This is a genomic window from Arthrobacter sp. E1SS-5, assembly GCF_057073715.1.
In genome coordinates this window covers 2,200,632-2,219,716 of sequence record NZ_CP172703.1, presented here as the reverse complement: position 1 = coordinate 2,219,716, position 19,085 = coordinate 2,200,632, and the positions used below count along the sequence as shown (strand labels likewise).

General features: G+C 65.1%; 19 protein-coding genes and 1 tRNA gene. 4 read left to right on the top strand and 16 right to left on the bottom strand.

Annotated elements, in window-relative coordinates; all coding sequences use genetic code 11:
• Nucleotides 1–34: 34 nt before the first annotated feature.
• From ACIGJD_RS10255 to ACIGJD_RS10205, 11 genes are all read right to left on the bottom strand, one after another.
• Nucleotides 35–430, bottom strand: a complete 396-nt coding sequence (locus ACIGJD_RS10255) for an FKBP-type peptidyl-prolyl cis-trans isomerase (RefSeq protein ID WP_483686122.1) — start codon at nt 428–430, stop codon at nt 35–37.
• Nucleotides 431–493: 63 nt separating this feature from the next.
• Nucleotides 494–1,462, bottom strand: a complete 969-nt coding sequence (locus ACIGJD_RS10250) for an FKBP-type peptidyl-prolyl cis-trans isomerase (RefSeq protein WP_483686121.1) — start codon at nt 1,460–1,462, stop codon at nt 494–496.
• Between the two features lie 132 nt (nt 1,463–1,594).
• On the bottom strand, nt 1,595–2,959 hold the full coding sequence (gene pafA / locus ACIGJD_RS10245) for a Pup--protein ligase (RefSeq protein ID WP_483686120.1): 1,365 nt from the start codon (nt 2,957–2,959) through the stop codon (nt 1,595–1,597).
• Nucleotides 2,960–2,968: 9 nt separating this feature from the next.
• Nucleotides 2,969–3,679 carry a proteasome subunit alpha gene (gene prcA, locus ACIGJD_RS10240; protein WP_483686119.1) on the bottom strand — a complete coding sequence of 237 codons (711 nt, stop codon included), beginning with the start codon at nt 3,677–3,679 and terminating at the stop codon, nt 2,969–2,971.
• A gap of 1 nt (nt 3,680) precedes the next feature.
• Entirely contained in the window at nt 3,681–4,502 is an 822-nt protein-coding gene (prcB, locus tag ACIGJD_RS10235) for a proteasome subunit beta (RefSeq protein ID WP_142133826.1), read from the bottom strand.
• An 80-nt stretch (nt 4,503–4,582) separates the two neighbouring features.
• Nucleotides 4,583–4,786 (bottom strand): ubiquitin-like protein Pup, encoded by a 204-nt coding sequence (locus ACIGJD_RS10230; RefSeq protein WP_483686118.1) that lies wholly within the window; start codon nt 4,784–4,786, stop codon nt 4,583–4,585.
• Between the two features lie 84 nt (nt 4,787–4,870).
• Nucleotides 4,871–6,544, bottom strand: a complete 1,674-nt coding sequence (gene dop / locus ACIGJD_RS10225) for a depupylase/deamidase Dop (RefSeq protein WP_483686117.1) — start codon at nt 6,542–6,544, stop codon at nt 4,871–4,873.
• Nucleotides 6,541–8,292: a proteasome ATPase gene (arc, locus tag ACIGJD_RS10220; RefSeq protein WP_483686116.1), complete on the bottom strand. Its 1,752-nt coding sequence runs from the start codon at nt 8,290–8,292 to the stop codon at nt 6,541–6,543. Before arc ends, dop begins: the two co-directional genes overlap by 4 nt.
• An 82-nt stretch (nt 8,293–8,374) precedes the next feature.
• A complete protein-coding gene (locus ACIGJD_RS10215) occupies nt 8,375–9,439 on the bottom strand; it encodes a tRNA (adenine-N1)-methyltransferase (RefSeq protein WP_483686115.1) in 1,065 nt (354 codons plus the stop codon).
• Between the two features lie 98 nt (nt 9,440–9,537).
• The gene (locus tag ACIGJD_RS10210) at nt 9,538–10,719 is read right to left on the bottom strand and encodes a site-2 protease family protein (protein ID WP_483686114.1); all 1,182 of its coding nucleotides are present in this window, start codon (nt 10,717–10,719) and stop codon (nt 9,538–9,540) included.
• A complete protein-coding gene (locus tag ACIGJD_RS10205; RefSeq protein WP_483689466.1) occupies nt 10,712–11,395 on the bottom strand; it encodes an HAD family hydrolase in 684 nt (227 codons plus the stop codon). The genes ACIGJD_RS10210 and ACIGJD_RS10205 overlap by 8 nt, the downstream gene beginning before the upstream one ends.
• Before the next feature lie 199 nt (nt 11,396–11,594).
• Between ACIGJD_RS10205 and ACIGJD_RS10200 the strand changes: the two genes are divergently transcribed.
• Nucleotides 11,595–12,500 carry a PAC2 family protein gene (locus ACIGJD_RS10200; RefSeq protein ID WP_236798377.1) on the top strand — a complete coding sequence of 302 codons (906 nt, stop codon included), beginning with the start codon at nt 11,595–11,597 and terminating at the stop codon, nt 12,498–12,500.
• A 78-nt stretch (nt 12,501–12,578) separates the two neighbouring features.
• Here ACIGJD_RS10200 and mshC read toward each other — a convergent pair whose 3' ends face one another.
• Together mshC and ACIGJD_RS10190 are read right to left on the bottom strand one after the other, a co-directional pair.
• Nucleotides 12,579–13,856, bottom strand: a complete 1,278-nt coding sequence (gene mshC, locus ACIGJD_RS10195; protein WP_483686113.1) for a cysteine--1-D-myo-inosityl 2-amino-2-deoxy-alpha-D-glucopyranoside ligase — start codon at nt 13,854–13,856, stop codon at nt 12,579–12,581.
• Nucleotides 13,857–13,872: 16 nt separating this feature from the next.
• A complete protein-coding gene (locus tag ACIGJD_RS10190; RefSeq protein ID WP_483686112.1) occupies nt 13,873–14,706 on the bottom strand; it encodes an undecaprenyl-diphosphate phosphatase in 834 nt (277 codons plus the stop codon).
• A 51-nt stretch (nt 14,707–14,757) separates the two neighbouring features.
• On the opposite strand from ACIGJD_RS10190, the gene ACIGJD_RS10185 reads away from it, so the two are divergent.
• A complete protein-coding gene (locus ACIGJD_RS10185; protein ID WP_483686111.1) occupies nt 14,758–15,693 on the top strand; it encodes an aldo/keto reductase in 936 nt (311 codons plus the stop codon).
• 25 nt (nt 15,694–15,718) lie between these two features.
• On the opposite strand, the gene ACIGJD_RS10180 is transcribed toward ACIGJD_RS10185, so the two are convergent.
• Nucleotides 15,719–15,985: a hypothetical protein gene (locus ACIGJD_RS10180; RefSeq protein ID WP_483686110.1), complete on the bottom strand. Its 267-nt coding sequence runs from the start codon at nt 15,983–15,985 to the stop codon at nt 15,719–15,721.
• 40 nt (nt 15,986–16,025) lie between these two features.
• Here ACIGJD_RS10180 and ACIGJD_RS10175 point away from each other — a divergent pair, with 40 nt between their 5' ends.
• The gene (locus tag ACIGJD_RS10175) at nt 16,026–16,259 is read left to right on the top strand and encodes a DUF5703 family protein (RefSeq protein ID WP_018771130.1); all 234 of its coding nucleotides are present in this window, start codon (nt 16,026–16,028) and stop codon (nt 16,257–16,259) included.
• Between the two features lie 23 nt (nt 16,260–16,282).
• Here the strand turns inward: ACIGJD_RS10175 and ACIGJD_RS10170 are convergent, their stop codons facing one another.
• The gene (locus ACIGJD_RS10170; protein WP_483686109.1) at nt 16,283–17,443 is read right to left on the bottom strand and encodes an acyl-CoA dehydrogenase family protein; all 1,161 of its coding nucleotides are present in this window, start codon (nt 17,441–17,443) and stop codon (nt 16,283–16,285) included.
• Nucleotides 17,444–17,455: 12 nt separating this feature from the next.
• A complete protein-coding gene (locus tag ACIGJD_RS10165; protein WP_483689405.1) occupies nt 17,456–18,760 on the bottom strand; it encodes a M20/M25/M40 family metallo-hydrolase in 1,305 nt (434 codons plus the stop codon).
• Between the two features lie 173 nt (nt 18,761–18,933).
• On the opposite strand from ACIGJD_RS10165, the gene ACIGJD_RS10160 reads away from it, so the two are divergent.
• Nucleotides 18,934–19,016, top strand: a tRNA-Leu gene (locus ACIGJD_RS10160).
• Nucleotides 19,017–19,085: the final 69 nt, after the last annotated feature.

The following is a 19,085-nucleotide window of genomic DNA, read 5'->3' as shown; positions in this document are numbered from 1 at the left end:
CCAGCCGCGCTCATTGGCTCGTTCCTGGTTGGGGTCAGCGGACCCCGACGAGGTCCACGACGAAGATCAGGGCTTCGTTGGGGGCGATGGCCCCGCCGGCGCCACGGGAGCCGTAGGCCAGCTCTGACGGGATTTCCAGGCGGCGGCGGCCGCCCACCTTCATGCCCAGCAGCCCCTGGTCCCAGCCCTGGATGACCTGGCCGACGCCGACGCGGAAGTCCAGCGGTGCGCCGCGACCCCACGAGGCGTCGAACTCCTCGCCAGTGGACCACGCAACGCCGACGTAGTGGGTGGAGACCGTGTCCCCTGCCTTGGCTTCGCGGCCGTCACCCTCGATGATGTCGGTAATGACCAGTTCCGTGGGGACGTCGCCTTCCGGGAAATCGATCTCGGGCTTCTGGCGGTCGAATTCCCGCTGTCCAAATGACATGCTTGCTCCTATATGTCGGTGCTTATGGTTGCCGCGGAGGACGCGGCGTCCCTGTAAGTCTTGCTACTTGACCCCGAGGATGTCCACTACGAACACTAGGTCACCCTTCGCCTGGCCCTGGCCGGCGTCGCCGTAGGCCAGGTCCTTGGGGATGACCAGCAGGACGCGGGAGCCTACGGTTTTACCGGTCAGGCCCTGGGTCCAGCCCTTGATGACGCCGGAGAGCGGGAAGGTGGCCGGCTGGCCACGGTCAAAGCTGGAATCGAACTTGGTGCCGTCGCTGAGGTTGACGCCGACATAGTTCACGGTGAGCGTGTCGGATTCCTTGACGGTGGCACCGCTGCCCTTAATCAGGTCCTGCGATACGAGAGACTTGGGCGCGGCCGCACCCGCCACGTTGATTTCCGGTACGCCGTCCTTTTCAGTCACCGTGGGCAGCCCCGCCTGAGGCGACACGGTTTCACCCTGCGGCTTGTCCAGGACGGGAGTGGGGTCCGAAGCGGAAAGAACCTTGATGATCAGCAACTGGGTGGGATCGGCAGCGGCGCTGGCGCTGGGGCTTGCGCTGTCGGACGGGCTGGGACTTGCCGACGGTGCACTCTGCTGGCCTGGGACGGCGAGGGCAAGGCTGGAACCCACCTTTGCGCCAACGAAAGCGTTGTAGATGACGGCGTTGCTGGTCTTGAGCTCATCGTTGAGCTCGAAGCTTTGAGGTTCGTTGGGGAACGTATCCTCCAGCTGGGATCCGTCCGTGCCGTTCAGGGCCAGGATGGAGATTTTGGCGACCTGGTTGGCCTTCACGGTGTCGCCGCTGCCTTCGGAGACCACTTTGATGGTGGGCTGGGTGACGGTCAGCGGCTTGTCGAAGTCCACACCCGGGGCCTTCTTGTCGCCGTTGTCGGTCAGCTTGAGGGAGTCGAACTTTGCAGTCTCCCCGGCGGACTGGCTGCTGGGCTCGGGCTGGGAGGCTGTACCTCCGCAGGCGGTCAGGAGCAGCAGGCCGGGGAGGAGGATTGCTAGTAGTCGGCGCACGTAGGAAAACTTTCGTCGGGGCAGGGTGGATACGACATTCCGCATGGCGGCGGACAGTGCCGTGGAGAGGGTCCCTTTAAAAAGGACCCTATCCAGAATAGACCCTGAAGCTGGACGTCAGCCCGGAGCCGATCAGCCCATGGAGTCCAGCAGCGCGCCCACCCGCTCATCGACGCTGCGGAAGGGGTCCTTGCAGAGGATTGTCTGGTGGGCACGGTCGTTCAACTTCAGGTGCACCCAATCAACCGTGTAGTCGCGCCCCAGTTCCTGTGCCCGGCGGACAAAGTCCCCCCGGAGCTTTGCGCGGGTGGTCTGCGGAGGCGCGTCCACGGCACTCTTGATGACCGTGTCGTCGACGATCCGGCGTACCGCGCCCCGGGACTGCAGCAGGTAGAAGAGTCCCCGGCTGCGGGAAATGTCATGGTAGGTAAGGTCGAGCTGGGCGATCCGGGGGGCCTCCAGGCCCAGGCCGTGCCGTTCGCGGTAGTTGTCCATCAGCTTCTTCTTGATGGCCCAGTCGATTTCCGTGTCGATGCCCCTGGTGTCACCCGTTTCGATGGCGCGCAGCGTGCGTTCCCACAGATCCAGGATCACGGGAACGTGCTGGTTGTGGGCGCCGTGTTCCTTGACGAACGCCGTGACCTTGGTCAGGTATTCCTGCTGGATTTCAAGGGCTGTGAGTTGGCGGCCGTTGGCCAGGCGGACCAGTGCGCGGCCGCTGAGGTCGTGGGAAATTTCCCGGATGCTCCGGATGGGGTTTTCCATCCGCATGTCACGCATGATCACGCCCGCTTCGATCATCCGAAGAACCAGGTCCACGGTGCCGATCTTCATCAGGGCCGTCGCCTCGGACATGTTGGAGTCTCCGACGATGACGTGCAGCCGCCGGTAGAACTCGGCATCTGCGTGCGGCTCGTCCCTGGTGTTGATGATGGGGCGGGACCGGGTGGTGGCGGAGGAGACACCCTCCCAGATGTGGTCGGCGCGCTGGGAGAACGCGTAGGTCGCCCCATGGGGGGTCTTCAGGATCTTTCCGGCCCCGGCAATGAGCTGCCGGGTTACGAGGAACGGAATCAGGATCTCGGCAAGTCGGGAAAACTCCCCGCGCCGGGGAATCAGGTAGTTCTCGTGGCTGCCGTAGGAGTTGCCCGCGGAGTCTGTGTTGTTCTTGAACAGGTAAACGGTGCCGTTGAACCCTTCAGCAGCCAGCCGGGCCTGCGCCTCATCCACCAGGTCGTCAAGGATCAGCTCACCGGCACGATCATGGGCGATCAGCTGGGCAAGATCGTCGCATTCTGCCGTGGCGTATTCAGGGTGCGACCCTACATCGAGGTACAGCCGCGAACCGTTGGTCAGGAACACGTTGGACGAACGGCCCCAGCTGACCACCTTGCGGAAGAGGTAACGGGCCACCTCCTCGGGAGCAAGAGGCCTGGAGTCCGGGCTCGAGTAAGAGATCCCGAACTCGGTTTCGATGCCGAAGATTCTCTTGTCCATGTGGTCCTCCTAGGCCAGCAGTGCTGTGATGTCCGCGTCGTTAAGCCTGCGGAAGGCGCGCCGCGTGCCTCGGGTGCTCTCGGAAAGCCTGTCCAGCACGGCCACTTCGAGCGCGCTGGGCGGCAGCGGCGCTGCCGGCTGCTCCCCCTCCTGGACGGGTGTCAGCCCCTTGAGTGCCAGCCGCACGGCGTCGGCGAAGCCAAGTGAGGCCTGCCAACCGGCGTCGATGGCGGACGACACCTTCTCCGCCTGGCCACCCATCACGACGAAGCTGTGTTCGTCGGCGATCGAGCCGTCAAACGTCAGCCGGTACAGGTGGTCTTCAGCCTGGGTCGGGCCCACTTCTGCGACGGCAAGCTCCACCTCAAAGGGCTTCTGCTCCGCGGTGAAGACGGCGCCCAGGCTCTGCGCATACACGCTGGCCAGGCCGCGGGCGGTCACGTCTTCGCGGTCATAGGAGTACCCCCGGACGTCGGCGTAACGCACCCCGGCCTGGCGAAGGCTCTCAAATTCGTTGTACTTGCCCACAGCGGCAAACGCGATTTTGTCGTAGATTTCGCCGATCTTGTGGAGGGACGGCGAAGGGTTCTCAGCGACGAGGGCAATGCCCTCGGCGCAGCTGATGACCACCACAGAGCGGCCCCGGGCGATGCCTTTCCGCGCGAAATCCGCACGGTCCTTCATCAGTTGTTCGGGCGAGACATAAAACTGCTGGGTCATCTCAGGCCTCCCGTCCGGCGATGGTCCGCGCTTCGATCACGCCGCGGGAAGCAGCCGCAAGTTCCGGCTCCGGCACCCGGCGGGCACCCGTCCTGTCCACCGTGTAGACCACAGGCCAAAGTTGACGGACGGTATCCGGACCGCCCGTGGCGGAATCGTCGTCGGCGGCGTCATACAGGGACTCGACGGCAACGGAGAGTGCCTCGGCTGCGGTGAGGTTGGGGCGCCAGAGCTTTTTCAGGGCACCGCGGGCAAAAACGGAACCGGAGCCCACGGTGTGGTGTTCGTGTTCTTCGTACCTGCCGCCGGTGACGTCATAGGAAAACAACCGGCCAACACCGGCGGTGGTGTCGAATCCCGCGAACAGGGGCACTACCGCCAAACCCTGCAGGGCCAGCGGAAGGTTGCCCCTGATCATGGCCCCCAGCCGGTTGGCCTTTCCCTCAAGGCTCAGCTGGGTGCCTTCGATCTTTTCGTAGTGTTCGAGTTCGACCTGGAAGAGCCGGGTCAGGTCGATCGCAATGCCCGCTGTTCCGGCGATGCCGAGGACTGAGAAGTGGTCTGCAGGAAAAACCTTCTCGATGTGCCTGCTGGCGATGACGTTTCCCATGGTGGCCCGCCTGTCCCCCGCCATCAGGACACCGCCGCCATAGCTCATGGCGACGATGGTGGTGGCGTGCGGGACCTGCACCGGAGCAGCAGCAGACGCACCACCTTGGAGGGACCGGTTAAAGGGCAATAGCTCGGGCCGGTCCCGTAGAAGGTGTTCCGTAAAGGACGAGGTGGCGTTTGCGGCTACCTGGTTGGCGGTTGATTCCTGCACTCATCACTCCTTGAACGTGGTACTTCAACGTCGGTACAGATCCCGGCCTTCCGCGGCTTGCGCCACCTTCCGGGTCCGGGTTACTGGCCGCCCTTTTGGACGAATGCCCGGACGAACTCCTCGGCGTTGGATTCCAGAACGCCGTCGATTTCGTCGAGCAGATCGTCCACGCCTTCGGTTGATGCCGAGGCCTGCGCCTCAGGCGGTGCCGGGGGTGCATCGGGGATGTCTTCGTCGACCTGGCTGTCGCGTGACTGGGGCTGTTGCTGCTCCTGGCCTGCCATTGGGTTCCCTCCTTCTTCCTTCGGTGGATCCGGCGGATCCTCCGATATGCCCATCCTGCCACGGGACGGACGTTCCGGCGCGGTTTACGCCGCAGGCGGAGTGCTGTTGTGTCCCAGCAGTTCCCCGAGGAATGGTCCGGCCTCCCGATAGCGCTGGAACAACGCTCCGGTCAGGGCTTTGGTTCCCCTCAGGGGCTCCCGGGTGGGCACCCGCTGAAGCCTTCCGTAACCTGGCACGTCAAAGATGACGGAGTCCCAGCTTGCCCCCACCACGTCCTTGCCAAAGCTGCTGATGCACTTGCCCCGGAAGAAGGCCCGGGTGTCCGCCGGCGGTTCCGCTACTGCGGCAGCGATGGCGGCATCATCCACCACCCGCTGCATTCGGTTCCTGGACAGCAGGCGGTAGTAAAGGCCTTTCTCGGGCCTGATGTCCGCCCACTGAAGATCCACCAGGCCCAGCCGCGCGTCGCTCCACTCCAGCCCGTCACGCTGGCGGTAGCCATCCAGTAAGGAGAGTTTGGCCAGCCATTCCACAGAGGTGGCGGCGGCGGCCCTGTCACTGTCCAACTGGGTGAGGACGGACGCCCACCGCTCCAGGACCTCGTGGGTATGCCCGTCACCGTCCACGGCGTCACCCACGCCGGTGTCCTGCGCGAGTTTGGCCGCAGCTTCGTGGTAGATCCACTGGAGGTCCAGGGCCGTGACGCGCCGCCCGTCCAGTAGGCGCAGCTTTGCGGTCAGGGAGGTGTCATGGCTGACGGTCTTGAGGGCTGCGACGGGTTCATAGACCTCGATTTTGGGCGCAAGCCCCGCTTCAATGAGGCTGAGGACCATAGCCGTGGTGCCGAACTTGAGGTAGTTGGATACCTGGCTGAGGTTGGCGTCTCCGATAATCACGTGCAGGCGCCGGTATTTGTCCGCGGTGGAGTGCGGCTCGTCCCTGGTGTTGATGATGGGCCTGCGGATGGTGGTTTCGAGGCCCACTTCAGCTTCGAAGAAGTCCGCCCGCTGGCTGATTTGGAAGCCGGGGATGGAGCTGTCCTGGCCGAGTCCCAGCCGGCCGGCACCACAGACCACCTGCCGGCTCACGAAAAACGGCGTCAGCCCCCGGACGATGTCCCCGAATGGCACTGACCTTGGCATGAGGTAGTTCTCGTGCGAACCGTAGGACACGGACTTGTTGTCCGTGTTGTTCTTGTACAGGTTGACCGGTGGGAGGGCAGGATCCGCGGCCAGCCGGCGGACGGCGGCCAGGCCCACCAGGTCACCGGCGGCGTCCCAGGTCACGGCGTCGCGCGGATTGGTGACTTCGGGGCTTGAGTATTCAGGGTGGGCGTGGTCCACGTACAGCCGGGCCCCGTTGCCCAGGACCATGTTCATCAGCAGGGTCCCGGACTCGTCCTGGCCGTCGAGCTCAAGTTCCTCGCGGCCGTAGGCCAGGGCGACCGCTTCCGCGTCGAGCACCGGCGGCTGGTCGGTCAGCTGGGTGGGATGCGCGGCGCCCCTGTCCACTGTCCAGCCGCGGGCATCGTGCAGCGGCTCTTCGTCGGTGTAGTCCCAGCGGGTTTCGGCTCCACCTGCAGCGCGTTGCCGGGTGACCTGGGCGTAGGCCTGCACCACCCTGGCGCTCATCATGGTGGCGTTGGCGGAAGGTGCGGAAGGAGCGTGTATTCCGTATTCGGTTTCCGCTCCCATGACGCGCATGGCCCCGCCGGCGGGGAGGCCCTCCCCGCCGACGGTTCCCTGTGCACCCGTCATAGATACTGTCCTGTGGTCGGCATGGTCTCGATGGACTTGCCCGGCTCCTGGCCGGCCTTGCCCTGGACGATGGTGCGGATGTAGGTGATCCGTTCGCCCTTCTTCCCGGAGATCCGTGCCCAGTCATCCGGATTGGTGGTGTTGGGCATGTCCTCGTGTTCGCGGAACTCGTCCACCACCGCGCGCAGCAGGTGCTCGATCCGGAGGCCCTTCTGGTGCGTGGTCAGCAGGTCCTTGATGGCGTACTTCTTGGCCCGGTCCACCACGTTCTGCACCACCGCGCCGGAGTTGAAGTCCTTGAAGTACAGCATCTCGGTGTCACCGTTGGCGTAGGTGACCTCCAGGAATTCGTTGGACTTGTCTGTGGAGTACATCGCTTCCACCGTGCGCTGGACCATGGCGTCAACGGTGGCCTGGATGTCCCCGTTGTGTTCGGCCAGGTCCGACTCGTGGAACGGCAGATCCGGTGTGATGTATTTGTTGAAGATGTCTGCAGCAGCTTCTGCATCGGGCCGCTGGATCTTGACCTTGACGTCCAACCGGCCGGGCCGGAGGATGGCGGGGTCGATCATATCTTCGCGGTTGGACGCGCCGATGACGATGACGTTGTCGAGGCGCTCCACGCCGTCGATCTCGCTGAGGAGCTGCGGCACGATGGTGGTCTCGACGTCGGACGAGATGCCGGTGCCGCGGGTGCGGAACAGTGAGTCCATCTCGTCGAAGAACACCACGACGGGGCTGCCGTCAGAGGCCTTTTCCCGGGCGCGGGAGAAGATCAGGCGGATGTGCCGCTCTGTTTCACCCACGTACTTGTCCAGGAGCTCAGGCCCCTTGATGTTGAGGAAGTAGCTCTTCAAGTCAACATTTCCGGACCGTTCCGCGGCGCGGGCGGCGAGCGAGTTGGCAACGGCCTTGGCGATCAGGGTCTTGCCGCAGCCGGGAGGACCGTACAGGAGGATGCCCTTGGGAGCCTTCAGACCGTGTTCCCGGTAGAGGTCCGGGTGCAGGAACGGCAGTTCTACGGCGTCGCGGATCTGTTCGATCTGCGGGCCAAGGCCGCCGATGTCCTCGTAGGTAATGTCCGGAACTTCCTCCAGGACCAGGTTCTCCACCTCGGAGCGCGGCACCTTTTCCAGGGCGTAGCCGGTCCGCGAGTCGACGGAGAGGGCATCGCCGACCCGGAGTTTCTCGGAGAGGAGGGCGCCGGAAAGCCGGACCACGCGTTCTTCATCCGCACGGCCAACCACCAGGGCCCGGTCGCGTCCCAGCATTTCCTTCAGGGTGGCAAGCTCACCGGCGCGCTCGTAGCCCAGTCCCGCCACGATCAGGAGAGCCTCGTTCAGGAGCACTTCCTGCCCCACTGCAAGCTGGTTGATGTTCACCAGCGGGCTGATGCCTACCCGCATCTTCCGCCCGGCGTTGAAGATATCCACCGATTCTTCAGTGGCGGCCTGGCCGCTGTTGCCCGGAGCGGGTTGCCGCCTCGGGTTGATCTGAAGGATGGTGCCGAAGCTGTAGGGCGGCTGCCCTTCCTGGTCCAGGGCGTTTTTCAGCCGGAGGATCTCCGCCTTCGCGGTCTCAAGCATGCTGACCAGCTTGGAGTTGTTCTGCGTGGCTGCTGCCAGCTGGCGGTCGATATGCCTGAGCTTGTCCCGAAGTATGTTGACCTGGCGGTCAGCAACCGAGAGGTCGTTGGCGGCAGACTGCTCTGCCGGTGTACGTCCGGAGTCCGTGTTTGGTGTCTCCATGATGTATCAGCCCCTTCCTGCGCTTCTCTTAAGACATTAGTCCCAAGATGGCGGGTAGGGATGGAGACTCCCGAAATGTGGACTAGTTCGTGACCTCGGGCGTGTCCACCACATTCGTCCCTGCGATGGCGTCACGGGCGGCCCGGCGGAGCTTCTTGTCCGATACGGCCCGCTCCCCCACGGCACCCGGGGTCCAGGCGTTGACGTCCTCTTCGTTGAACTCGGTCTTGGACGGGCGGCGCTTGACCGAAATGCCGGTGACGCCGTCTGCCAGCCGCCGTGTAACCAGCAGGAACCCGGTGTGGGCCACCATGCGGTGGTCGGGACGGACGGCGAGACCTTCAAGGTGCCAGCCGCGGACCATTGACTCCCAGGCGTCGGGTTCGGTGAAGCGGCCGTCCGCGCGGATGGCTTCCGCCGTGCGGGAGAGCTGGGTAACGGTGGCAACATAGTTGATCCACACGCCGCCGGGGGCAAGGACGGTAGCGACGGCATCGAGGCATTCCCAGGGGGCCAGCATGTCCAGGACCACGCGGTCCACGGAACCGGGTTCCTCGGCTTTGACCACTTCCTCCTGGAAATCACCAAGGGAGATCTGCCAGGCGGGGTGCGGGCCGCCGAAGATGGTCTCTACGTTTCCGCGGGCGATGTCCGCGAATTCCTGGCGCCGCTCGAAGGAGTGCAGGTAGCCGTTGTCGCCTACGGCGCGGAGCAGGGAAATGGAGAGGGCGCCGGAGCCGACGCCGGCTTCCACCACGCGTGCCCCCGGGAAGATGTCCGCCATGGTGACGATCTGGCCGGCGTCCTTGGGATAGACGACGGCGGCGCCACGCGGCATGGAGAGGACGAAGTCGGAGAGCAAGGGGCGGAGGGTCTGGTACTGCTGGCCCACGTTGTTCACCACTACGGACCCGTCAACCTTGCCAATAATTTCGTCATGGTTCAGGAACCCGCGGTGGGTGTGGAATGCGCCGCCGCGTTCCAGCGTGATGGTGTTCATGCGGCCCCGCTCATCAGTGAGCTGGACGCGTTCGCCTTCGCGGAAGGGCCCGCGGCGACGGGCAGCTCCCACCGGCTGCGAGCCGCTGGCGGCAGCACCGGGTTGCGCTGCTCCGTCGGCTTCGTTGACGGCAGTTTCGCTGCTCATGTTTTTCCTCGCTCCTGTAAACCTGTGGTGCCGTCGCCGGACAGTCCCCTTGGGACGTTGTGGTTCCAGCGGCGGCAATGCACGACCGGCAGGTAACTCTACCGGTTCTGGCCCTGCGGGTGCCTATCGTTGCGCGGGCGCTTGCCGGTGATGGCAGCAAGGACCGCCTCCTGGGTCATCAGCCCCGTGACCGTGCCGTTGTGGTCCACCACTGCATAGTGGCGTCCCTCAACCTGTGAAAGGAACTGGATCAGCTCCTGCCCTTTGGACCATTCGGGGACGTAGGCGCCGGCAGCCAGTGGAAATGAAACCGCCGTGATGGGGGTGGTATCGGCGGCAGCAGTCGGCACTGCTGCCAGTGCGTCCGGGTCCACTACGCCCTGGGGCCTGCCATCGGGCCCACAGACCACTACGAATTTTGTTCCTGCCGCCCCCAGGCGAAGGGCATCCCGCACGGTGCCGGTGGCAGGCATTCCGGTGGCAGGCGTCGACAGCGCCGCGGCACTGACCAGCGGGAGCCGGCCGCGCATCGTGCCTTGCTGGATGGACGCCGACGCCCCCATCCAGAGGAACCCGCCTACAAGGATGGTGATCATGAGGAGGCTGAAGTCCGGATTCTCTCCAGCGAGGAACGGACGAAGGAGGAACCAGTAGGCAATGGCCAGGACGATGATGCGCCCGCCCCATCCCGCCGCCACGGTTCCTTTCGCCTGGCTGCCGGTTGCCTTCCAGACAATGGACTCGACCAGCCGGCCGCCGTCGAGCGGCAGGCCCGGCAGGACATTGAAGACGCCGATCAGGAAGTTCGCCCACATGAAAATGTTGGTCAGGATTTCCGCGACACTTCCCATGCTGGCGGTGTTGAGGAGCACCCATGCTCCGCCCGCCAGTACGAAGTTGGCCGCGGGACCGGCCAGCGCCACAAGCACTGAGCGGCCAGGTGAGGATTTAAAGCTTTCGAACTGCGTGTGGCCGCCCCACAGGTTAAGGACGATCCTTTGCGTGGGCCAGCCGTAGATTTTCGCTGTGAGGGCATGCGCGAGTTCGTGGACGAGCACTGAGATCAGGAGCAGGACGGCGTACGCGAAGGCCACCACGTATGCGCTCATGCCCAGCATGGGGTTGTTCCTGGCCAACACGGGACCATAGACGATCACGGTGAACGCCGCGATCACGAACCACGAGTAGGCAAGGACAATAGGGACGCCGGCGATGCGTCCCAGCGGGATACCTTCGCGGCGTCCCGGGTTGGCGTCTTGGCCACCGCCCGGGTCAGCCACGTGCATCACCTGCTGAGGCCGCGGCCGCTCCGGTTGCGTCGGCCTGCAGCAGGAGGGCTTCCAGTTCGGCCAGGCTGCGGCCGGCGAGGGTGTCCCAGAGGACGTAGCTGCCGTCATCCGGCAGCGGCACAATGTGGGGCACGGCCACGGTGGCGACGCCGGAGGCCACGGCCGCGGCCACGCCCGGCACGGAGTCCTCGAGGGCGACGCAGTGGTGGATGCCGAGATGGGGGTCGTTCTCCTGCAACAGTTCCACGGCGGTCAGGTATGCCTCCGGGTGCGGCTTGCCCTGGCTCACGGTATCGCCGGTGACCAGCACTTCGAAGTAGGGCCGGGGAAGGCTGGCCACCACTTCGCGGGCCAGCGGGCCCTCGGACATGGTGACCAGGGCGCAGCGGACGCCGGCCAGGTGCAGTTCCTCAAGGAGCTCACGGGCACCCGGACGCCAGGGCACCTGCTGCTGGACGCTCCTGACCACCTGCGCGGTGAGGGTGTCGATGATTTCGCGGATTTCGAGCTCGACGCCGGCCTCCTGGAGCAGGCCCGCGGAAAAGGTCAGGGACTGGCCAACCAGCTGCATTGCCTGGTCGTGGCTCCATGTTCCGCCGTGGGCTTCCACCAGCGCATGTTCTGCGGCAATCCAGTATGGCTCGGTGTCCACAATGGTGCCGTCCATGTCCCAGAGGACGGCTTTGAGCGGTGAACCGGCGGCAGGAAATCGCATGAGGCCAGTCTACGGGGCGTGGCTGGACGGCGGCTGTGGGCTACGCCCTTGGCGAATATGAGGGAGGGCCGGTCCTGTTTGTACTGGTTCCCGTGGATTTGCGGCGCTTCATTCCATGCGCGACCCTGCACCTTGGACGTAGGGTGAAGAAATGAATAGCTTCGAGGGAGACACCGCCGAACAGGGTGCCGGACCCGAGCGGGAACGGTTCCTGCAGCCAGTGGCTGACGGACAGCGCGTAACGGTGATGCTTGCCGCCTTTGAAGGGTGGAATGATGCCGGTGAAGCGGCCAGCGATTCGCTGCGCTACCTGAACAAGTTGTGGGGCGGCAAGAAGGTGGCATCCATCGATGCCGACGAGTATTACGACTTTCAGTTCACGCGCCCCACGGTCCGCAGGAACGCGGCCGGCGAACGCAAGATTAAGTGGCCTTCCACCCGGATCTATAAAGCCACCGCGCCCAACTCCAACGTGGACGTCATCTTCGTGCAGGGCACGGAACCGTCCTATAAATGGCGCGCCTATACGGCAGAGCTGCTGGCCCATGCGGAGGCGCTGAATGTGGATTACGTCGTGCTGGTGGGCGCACTGCTGGCCGACGTCCCGCACAGCCGCCCCATTCCAGTGAGCACGTCCTCCGACGACGCCCCGCTCAGGGAGCGCATGAACCTGGAGGCCTCGCAGTATGAAGGCCCGGTTGGCATTGTGGGCGTCCTCTCCGAGGTGGCGCTCCTGGCGGGTATCCCCGCGGTGTCGTTGTGGGCTGCCGTGCCGCACTATGTGGCACAGGCTCCCTCCCCCAAGGCGCAGCTCGCCCTCCTGCACCGCATCGAGGAGTTGCTGCAGGTGCCCCTCGACACCCATGAACTGGCCGAGGAGGCCGACGCCTGGGAACGCGGCGTGGACGAGCTGGCTACCGAGGACCCGGAGATTGCCGCCTACGTCCGGCAGTTGGAGGAAGCGAAGGACACCGCTGACCTCCCGGAGGCCAGCGGCGAATCCATCGCCCGGGAATTCGAGCGATACCTGAAGCGGCGGGGCCAGGACCGGCCCTGATCGGAAATCAGAGAGGGGCTTGGGCGAGAGAATTCCCGCCCAAGCCCCTCTCTTTTGTGGTCCTCGGAATTGGAAGCGTCAGAGCCGGATGCCCAGGAGGGCCTCCACCGCGTCCTTGACCAGGGCGCTGTCAGCTGCGCTGGCGGCAGCACCGCCGTCGTTCGCTGACCGTGCCCAGCGTGAGATTGCGGCAACCGCAGCAGGCGCATTGAGGTCTGCTGCCAGCGCTGCACGCATTTCGGCCAGGAGTGGCCCGCCGGATTCTGCGGGAGCGTGGTCCAGGGCGGTCCGCCACGCCGCCAGGTCAGCCTTGGCGGCCGCGAAGCCTTCGTCCGTCCACGACCAGTCGGAGCGGTAGTGGTGCGCCAGGATGGCCAGGCGGATTGCAGCCGGGTCCTCTCCGGCAGCGCGGAGCTTGGAGACGAGCACCAGGTTGCCCTTGGACTTGCTCATCTTTTCGCCGTCGAGACCCACCATGCCTGCGTGGGCGTAGTGCCGGGCGAGGGGCACGCCGGCAAGCGAGTACGCGTGGCCGGCGCCCATCTCGTGGTGCGGGAAGATCAGGTCCGAGCCACCGCCCTGCACGGTGAAAGGCGACGGCAGGTACTTTTGGGCGATGACGGTACATTCGATGTGCCAGCCCGGCCTTCCGGCGCCCAGGCTTCCACCGGGCCAGCTGGGTTCGCCCGGCCGAGCCATGCGCCAGAGCAGCGGATCAAGGGCCTGCCGCTTGCCGGAGCGGCCCGGATCCCCGCCGCGCTCGGCAAACAGCTCCAGCATGGCGCTCTCGCCAAGGTGGGAAATGCAGCCCAGTACCCAGGCGTCAGGCGCGGTTGACTGCTTTCCGGCCGCTTCGACGTCGTAATACACATCCCCGTCGGGTTCACCGTTGCTGCCTGCCACCTGGTAGGCCAGCCCCATGCTGACCAGCCGTTCCACCTCGGGGACGATCAGGCCGATGGATTCCACCGCGCCAATGTAGTGGTCCGGCGCCAAGACGTTCAGCGCTTCCATGTCGGTCTGGAAGAGTTCCACCTGCTCCGCGGCGAGGTCGCGCCAGTCGACGCCGGTGGCGGTGGCGCGTTCCAGCAGGGGATCGTCCACGTCCGTCACGTTCTGGACGTAGGAAACCTCGCTGCCGGCATCGCGCCAGGCGCGGTTGAGCAGGTCAAAAGCGACGTAGCTGGCCGCATGTCCCATGTGGGTTGCGTCGTAGGGCGTGATGCCGCAGACATACATGGAGGGCCTGGCCTCCTGCTCAAGCGCCATTTCGCGGCCTGCCGCGGTGTCGAACAGCCGGATGGCGGGCATGTTTCCGGGCAGGGCAGGAACGGGGCGGGAAGTCCAGGATTTCACAAGCCCAAGCCTAGCCCTAGGCGCTGATGACGCCGAAACCGAGCAGGAGGTAGAGCGCCAGGCCCAGGAAGATCCGGTACCAGACGAAAAGGCGGTAGCTGCGGGTTGATACGAACTTCAGGAACCAGCCGATGATGACGTACCCCACCACCAGGGCGATCACGGTGGCAAGGGCGGTTTCCGGAAGGCCGAACGGGCCGGAAATGCCTTCCTTGGTGACCACCTTGTACAGCTGGTACAGCCCGCTGCCGAACACTGCGGGGATGGCCAGCAGGAATGAATACCGTGCCGCGGCTTCCCGCGTGTAGCCCATGAGCAGGCCTGCGGTAATGGTGCCGCCGGAGCGGGAGACACCGGGAATCAGTGCCAGGGCCTGGGCCAGGCCGTAGAGGATGCCGTGCTTGTACGTCAGGTGGGTCAGGTCCCGCTTCTGGGCGCCGGTGGCGTCGGCCACGGCAAGGAAAAGGCCGAAGACGATCAGCATGGTGGCCACGATCCACATGCTGCGGAGCACGGATTCGATCTGGTCCTGGAACAGCAGGCCCAGCACGATGATGGGCAGACTGCCCAGGATCACCAGCCAGCCCATCCGGGCGTCAGGATCCTGCCGCGGCACTTTGCCGGTGAGGGACCCGGCCCATGCCTTGACGATCCGGACGATGTCGCGCCAGAAAAAGATCAGTACGGCGGTCTCCGTACCGAGCTGGGTGATGGCCGTGAAGGCGGCCCCCGGGTCCTGCGCGTTGGGGAGGAACTCCCCCACGATCCGCAGGTGTGCGCTCGATGAAATCGGTAGAAATTCGGTCAGTCCCTGCACAAGGCCCAGCAGGGCCGCTTCAAACCAGTTCACGCTAAGACCCTACGGCATGGCACCGGTGCTTCTGCCCGTAAGCTTGCTGCTATGCAGCAGCGTTACGTCGGCAACAGTGGTTTGCGAGTTTCAGCCCTCTCCCTGGGCACCCGGTCCTGGGGCGGGGAAACTGACGACCAGGACGCTTCAGAGCTGCTGCGCACCTTCCTCGACGCCGGTGGCCGGCACGTGGACACCGCGGCTTCATATGCGGGCGGCGCCTCAGAGGCAGTCCTTGGTTCCCTGTTGGGTGACGTGGTGTCGCGCACCGAGGTTTCCATCTCCACCAAAGCAGGAATGACGACGCCGGATGGCCGGCGCGCGGTGGACACGTCGCGCACTGCGATGCTCACCGGATTGGACGCCAGCCTGGCCAGGCTGGGCACCGACTATGTGGACCTCTGGTTCGCCGAGGCGTGGGACGGCAACGTTCCCCTCGACGAGACGCTGGGGGCACTCGACTTCGCGGTCCGTTCCGGGCGGGCCAGGTATGCGGGGATCTCCAACTTCAAAGGCTGGCAGGCCGCGAAGGCCGCTGCCGTCAGCAGTGTCCCGCTGGTGGCGGTCCAGGCCGAGTACTCGTTCCTTAACCGGTCGGCAGAGGCTGAGCTGATGCCGGCCGCTGAGGACGCAGGGCTTGGCCTCATGGCTTGGGGGCCGCTGGGCCGTGGCGTCCTCACCGGGAAATACCGGGGCACCATCCCGGCCGGTTCCCGCGGCGCTTCGGTGAGCGAAGCCGCGTACGTGGAGCCGTACCTGGCGGAGAAGCCGTCACGGATCGTCGATGCGGTGTGCATGGCCGCCAACGGGCTGGGCCGGGCGCCCCAGGACGTGGCGCTGTCGTGGCTGCTGTCCCAGCATGGAGTCGCCACGGCCATCGTCGGCGCCCGCACGCCCGTGCAGTTGAAGGAAATCCTCGACGCCCAGCTGTCGCCGCTGCCCCCGCAGATCGCGCGGGCCCTCGAGGACGTTTCGGCAGCGTCCTAGCGCTGCTGGTATTCCGCCGGCGGCGCTATTCCTCGACGATCTCCAGGTCTTCGTCGTCGTCCACGTCGGCTTCCTCGTCCTCGTCATCCTCGTCGTCGAAGACCTGAAGCGGGGTCACTTCGTTGTAGGCCTCGTAGAGCGCGTCCTCGTAAACTTCGAAGGCATCGGCAACTGCGAAAAATGCTGCCTCGACTGAGGGGTCGCCGTCCCCGCGCCGGTTCGATGCTGCTATAAGGTGTTCTTCCAAAGCGGTGGTCAGGGACGAAAGCGCGACACGCGGATCGATGCTCATGACTTCACGTTAGCGGGAAAAGGACGAAAATGGAGAGCAAATGAAGGAACAATTTCTCACCAGCTCGGTCCAGCGGGAACGGGATTATTTGCGGCAGTACGAGTACCTCGTACTGACCGTCAGCCCTGATGATTCCCTGCCCGAGGCGCGGCGCCGGCTGGTTGAGCACTCCGAATACGGCAAGTGGGAACTGGAACGCAGCAAGCTCTACGTGGGCGGCGGCAGGCGCTTTTGGCTGCGGCGCCGGGTGATGCAGGTCCAGCGGACCGTCTAGCCGATGCGGGCCCAGCGGACCGTCTACTCTTCCAGGGGGCCCAGCCAGGCGTTGGCCACCGTATTGTGTGCCGATTCGTCATCGGAGGGGTGGAACATCCCGGCCAGGACGTCGCGGTAGAGCCGCTCCAGTTCCGAGCCCCTGAAGTAGCTTGAACCCCCGCTGACGCGGATGGCCAGGTCCACAACACGGCGCGCTGTCTCTGTGGCGTTGACTTTCAGGCCCACCAGTTTGGGGAACCATTGGGCCCCGTGGTCGGCCAAAGCGTCGACGTCGGCCGTCACGGACCGAAGCTGCGGGTACAGGTTGTCCATGGCCATGGCGGCGTCCGCCACCTTCCAGCGGATGTCCGGGTCCTGGGCGTAGCTGCGTCCACCATTCTTGAAGGACGTCCGGCGTTTCACTGTCTTCACGCCCACGGCCAGGGCACGTTCGCCCAGCCCCGTGTAGACAGCCGCCAGGAGGCTCTCAAAACAGGCGAAGATGGCGAAAATCAAGGGGTCGGCGTTGGGGCCGACGGGAAGTTTCCGGAAGATCCGGTCCGCTGGGACGGACACACCGTCCAGGACAGTGGTGGCGGACTGGCTGGCCCGCATGCCCAAAGTGTCCCAGTCGTCCAGGATCCGGTAGCCGGGGGTCTCGCGGCTGATGAAGCCGTGGACGAGTTCGCCCGCGCCGTTCCGGGCATCCGGGTCCTTTCCAAAGATGCCCAGGCGGGTCCAGGCAGGTGAGAGGCTGGTGAAGATCTTTGTCCCTGTGAACGAGTAGCCGCCGTCCTGTTCCGGCGTGGCGGTGGTCCGGGAGTCGAAGAGGACCGAGTCGTTGCCGGCCTCCGAGTTGCCGAACGCGAACACCTCCCCCTGGGCGGCTTCTTCCAGGACGAAGTCCAGCGAGTGGTCGCCCCGGGTGGCCAGGACGTGGGCGACGCCGGTCCAGACCAGGTGCATGTTGACGGCCAGCGCGGTGGCCGGAGCAGCCGTTGCCAGCCTGCGCTGGCACTGCGCCGCCGCTTCAAGCCCGAGCCCCTTGCCGCCGTCGGGCGCTGGCACGAAGAGCTTCAGGTACCCGGCCGCCGCCAGCTCCTGAAGGTCCTCGTGGAAGAAGGCGTTGTCGCGGTCATATGCGGCGGCGCGGCCGCGGATGCGCTCGAGGAGCTCATCCGGCAGCAGTTCCTCCGGGGTCATGGCTGGTTCCTCTCAGTAGTTGGTCAGCAAGGTGTTCAGCACGCGGGCACCGAACTTGAGGGAATCGGCCGGGACGCGCTCGTCCACACCGTGGAACATGCCGGTGAAGTCCAGCTCATCCGGAAGCATGAGGGGCGCGAAGCCGTAGCCGGTGATTCCCAGGCGGCTCAGTGACTTGTTGTCGGTGCCGCCGGAGAGCGTGTAGGGCAGCACCTTGGCGCCGGGATCCTCCTTGTGGAGCGCGTCGATCATGGAGTCCACCAGGTTGCCGGCGAAGGGGACCTCGAGCGAGACGTCGTTGTGGACGTAGCTGACGTCCACGCCGTTGCCGGCGAGTTCACGCACGATCTCGAGGACCTGCTGTTCCTGGCCGGGCAGCGTGCGGCAGTCGACCAATGCTTCGGCGGACTCGGGGATGACGTTGTGCTTGTAGCCGCCCTTGAGGAGGGTGGGGTTGGTGGTGTTCTGCAAGGTGGCGCCGACGAACCTGGCCACCGTACCGAGCTGGTTGAGCAGGAGGTCCGGATTGTCGGCGTCGAACTCCACGCCTGTAAGTTCGGTCACCCCGTCAAGGAACTGGCGTGTGGTGGGGGTGAGCTCGATGGGCCACTTGTATTCGCCGATCCGGGTGACGGCAGCGGCCAGGCGGGTGACCGCGTTGTCCGTGTTGATCTGGGAACCGTGGCCGGCCCTTCCGTGGGCAACCAGACGGAGCCAGGAGATGCCCTTCTCGGCTGTCTGCAGCAGGTACGTCCGCTGGCCACCGATAGTGGCTGAGAACCCGCCGACCTCGGAGATGGCCTCGGTGGCCCCCTCAAACAGTTCGGGGCGGTTGTCCACGGCATACCGGGCCCCGTACACGCCTCCGGCTTCCTCGTCGGCAAAGAACGCGAAGATGATGTCCCGCTTGGGCTTCCTGCCCTCCCTGGCGAAGCTCCGGAGGACCGAAAGGATCATGGCATCCATGTCCTTCATGTCGACGGCGCCGCGGCCCCAGATGAGCCCGTCCTTCAGTTCTGCGCCAAACGGGTCAACCGACCACTGGTCACGGAGTGCGGGGACAACATCCAGGTGGCCGTGGACCACCAGGGCGCTGGCCGACGGGTCCTCCCCTGCCAGCCTGGTCACAACGTTTGCCCTGCCGGGCGCGGACTCGAAGATCTCTGCGCTCAGGCCCACCTCCTCGATAAGCCCCGCGGCATACTCTGCTGCCGCCCGCTCCCCCGGCCCCGACCCGTCCCCGTAGTTGGAGGTGTCGATCCGGATGAGTTCCTGGCAGATCCGGACAACTTCATCCTCGGGCAGGACATCAGGCATTGAAGGCTCCTTGGTAGGGAATGACTGGGCGGCGTTGGGCTTGAATCGCTGTCCTCAGCCTACCCACTTGGCCCGATTCGTTGTTCTCCGAAAAGTCGTGTTAGAGTTTTTCTCGCTGCTTCGGAGAGGCGCGAAACGCTGAAAGGCGGGACGGCTTCTGCGAATTACCACCTGCGCGGGTGGCGGAATGGCAGACGCGCTAGCTTGAGGTGCTAGTCCTCGAAAGGGGGTGGGGGTTCAAGTCCCCCTCCGCGCACAAATGGGAAGCCCCGGAAGATCCTTGATTTTCCGGGGCTTCTTTCGTTTCCACAGCTGCACGGGCACT

Bases quoted from the DNA above. Each gene is read 5' to 3' on its own strand.
- dop (WP_483686117.1), bottom strand. From the start codon at position 6,544: ATGACGGGTGCACAGGGAACCGTCGGCGGGGAGGGCCTCCCCGCCGGC.
- pafA (WP_483686120.1), bottom strand. From the start codon at position 2,959: ATGGACAAGAGAATCTTCGGCATCGAAACCGAGTTCGGGATCTCTTAC.
- ACIGJD_RS10180 (WP_483686110.1), bottom strand. From the start codon at position 15,985: ATGAGCATCGATCCGCGTGTCGCGCTTTCGTCCCTGACCACCGCTTTG.
- ACIGJD_RS10165 (WP_483689405.1), bottom strand. From the start codon at position 18,760: ATGCCTGATGTCCTGCCCGAGGATGAAGTTGTCCGGATCTGCCAGGAA.
- ACIGJD_RS10200 (WP_236798377.1), top strand. From the start codon at position 11,595: ATGAATAGCTTCGAGGGAGACACCGCCGAACAGGGTGCCGGACCCGAG.
- ACIGJD_RS10255 (WP_483686122.1), bottom strand. From the start codon at position 430: ATGTCATTTGGACAGCGGGAATTCGACCGCCAGAAGCCCGAGATCGAT.
- ACIGJD_RS10205 (WP_483689466.1), bottom strand. From the start codon at position 11,395: ATGGACGGCACCATTGTGGACACCGAGCCATACTGGATTGCCGCAGAA.
- ACIGJD_RS10170 (WP_483686109.1), bottom strand. From the start codon at position 17,443: ATGACCCCGGAGGAACTGCTGCCGGATGAGCTCCTCGAGCGCATCCGC.
- prcA (WP_483686119.1), bottom strand. From the start codon at position 3,679: ATGACCCAGCAGTTTTATGTCTCGCCCGAACAACTGATGAAGGACCGT.
- ACIGJD_RS10175 (WP_018771130.1), top strand. From the start codon at position 16,026: ATGAAGGAACAATTTCTCACCAGCTCGGTCCAGCGGGAACGGGATTAT.
- ACIGJD_RS10230 (WP_483686118.1), bottom strand. From the start codon at position 4,786: ATGGCAGGCCAGGAGCAGCAACAGCCCCAGTCACGCGACAGCCAGGTC.
- arc (WP_483686116.1), bottom strand. From the start codon at position 8,292: ATGGAGACACCAAACACGGACTCCGGACGTACACCGGCAGAGCAGTCT.
- ACIGJD_RS10185 (WP_483686111.1), top strand. From the start codon at position 14,758: ATGCAGCAGCGTTACGTCGGCAACAGTGGTTTGCGAGTTTCAGCCCTC.
- ACIGJD_RS10215 (WP_483686115.1), bottom strand. From the start codon at position 9,439: ATGAGCAGCGAAACTGCCGTCAACGAAGCCGACGGAGCAGCGCAACCC.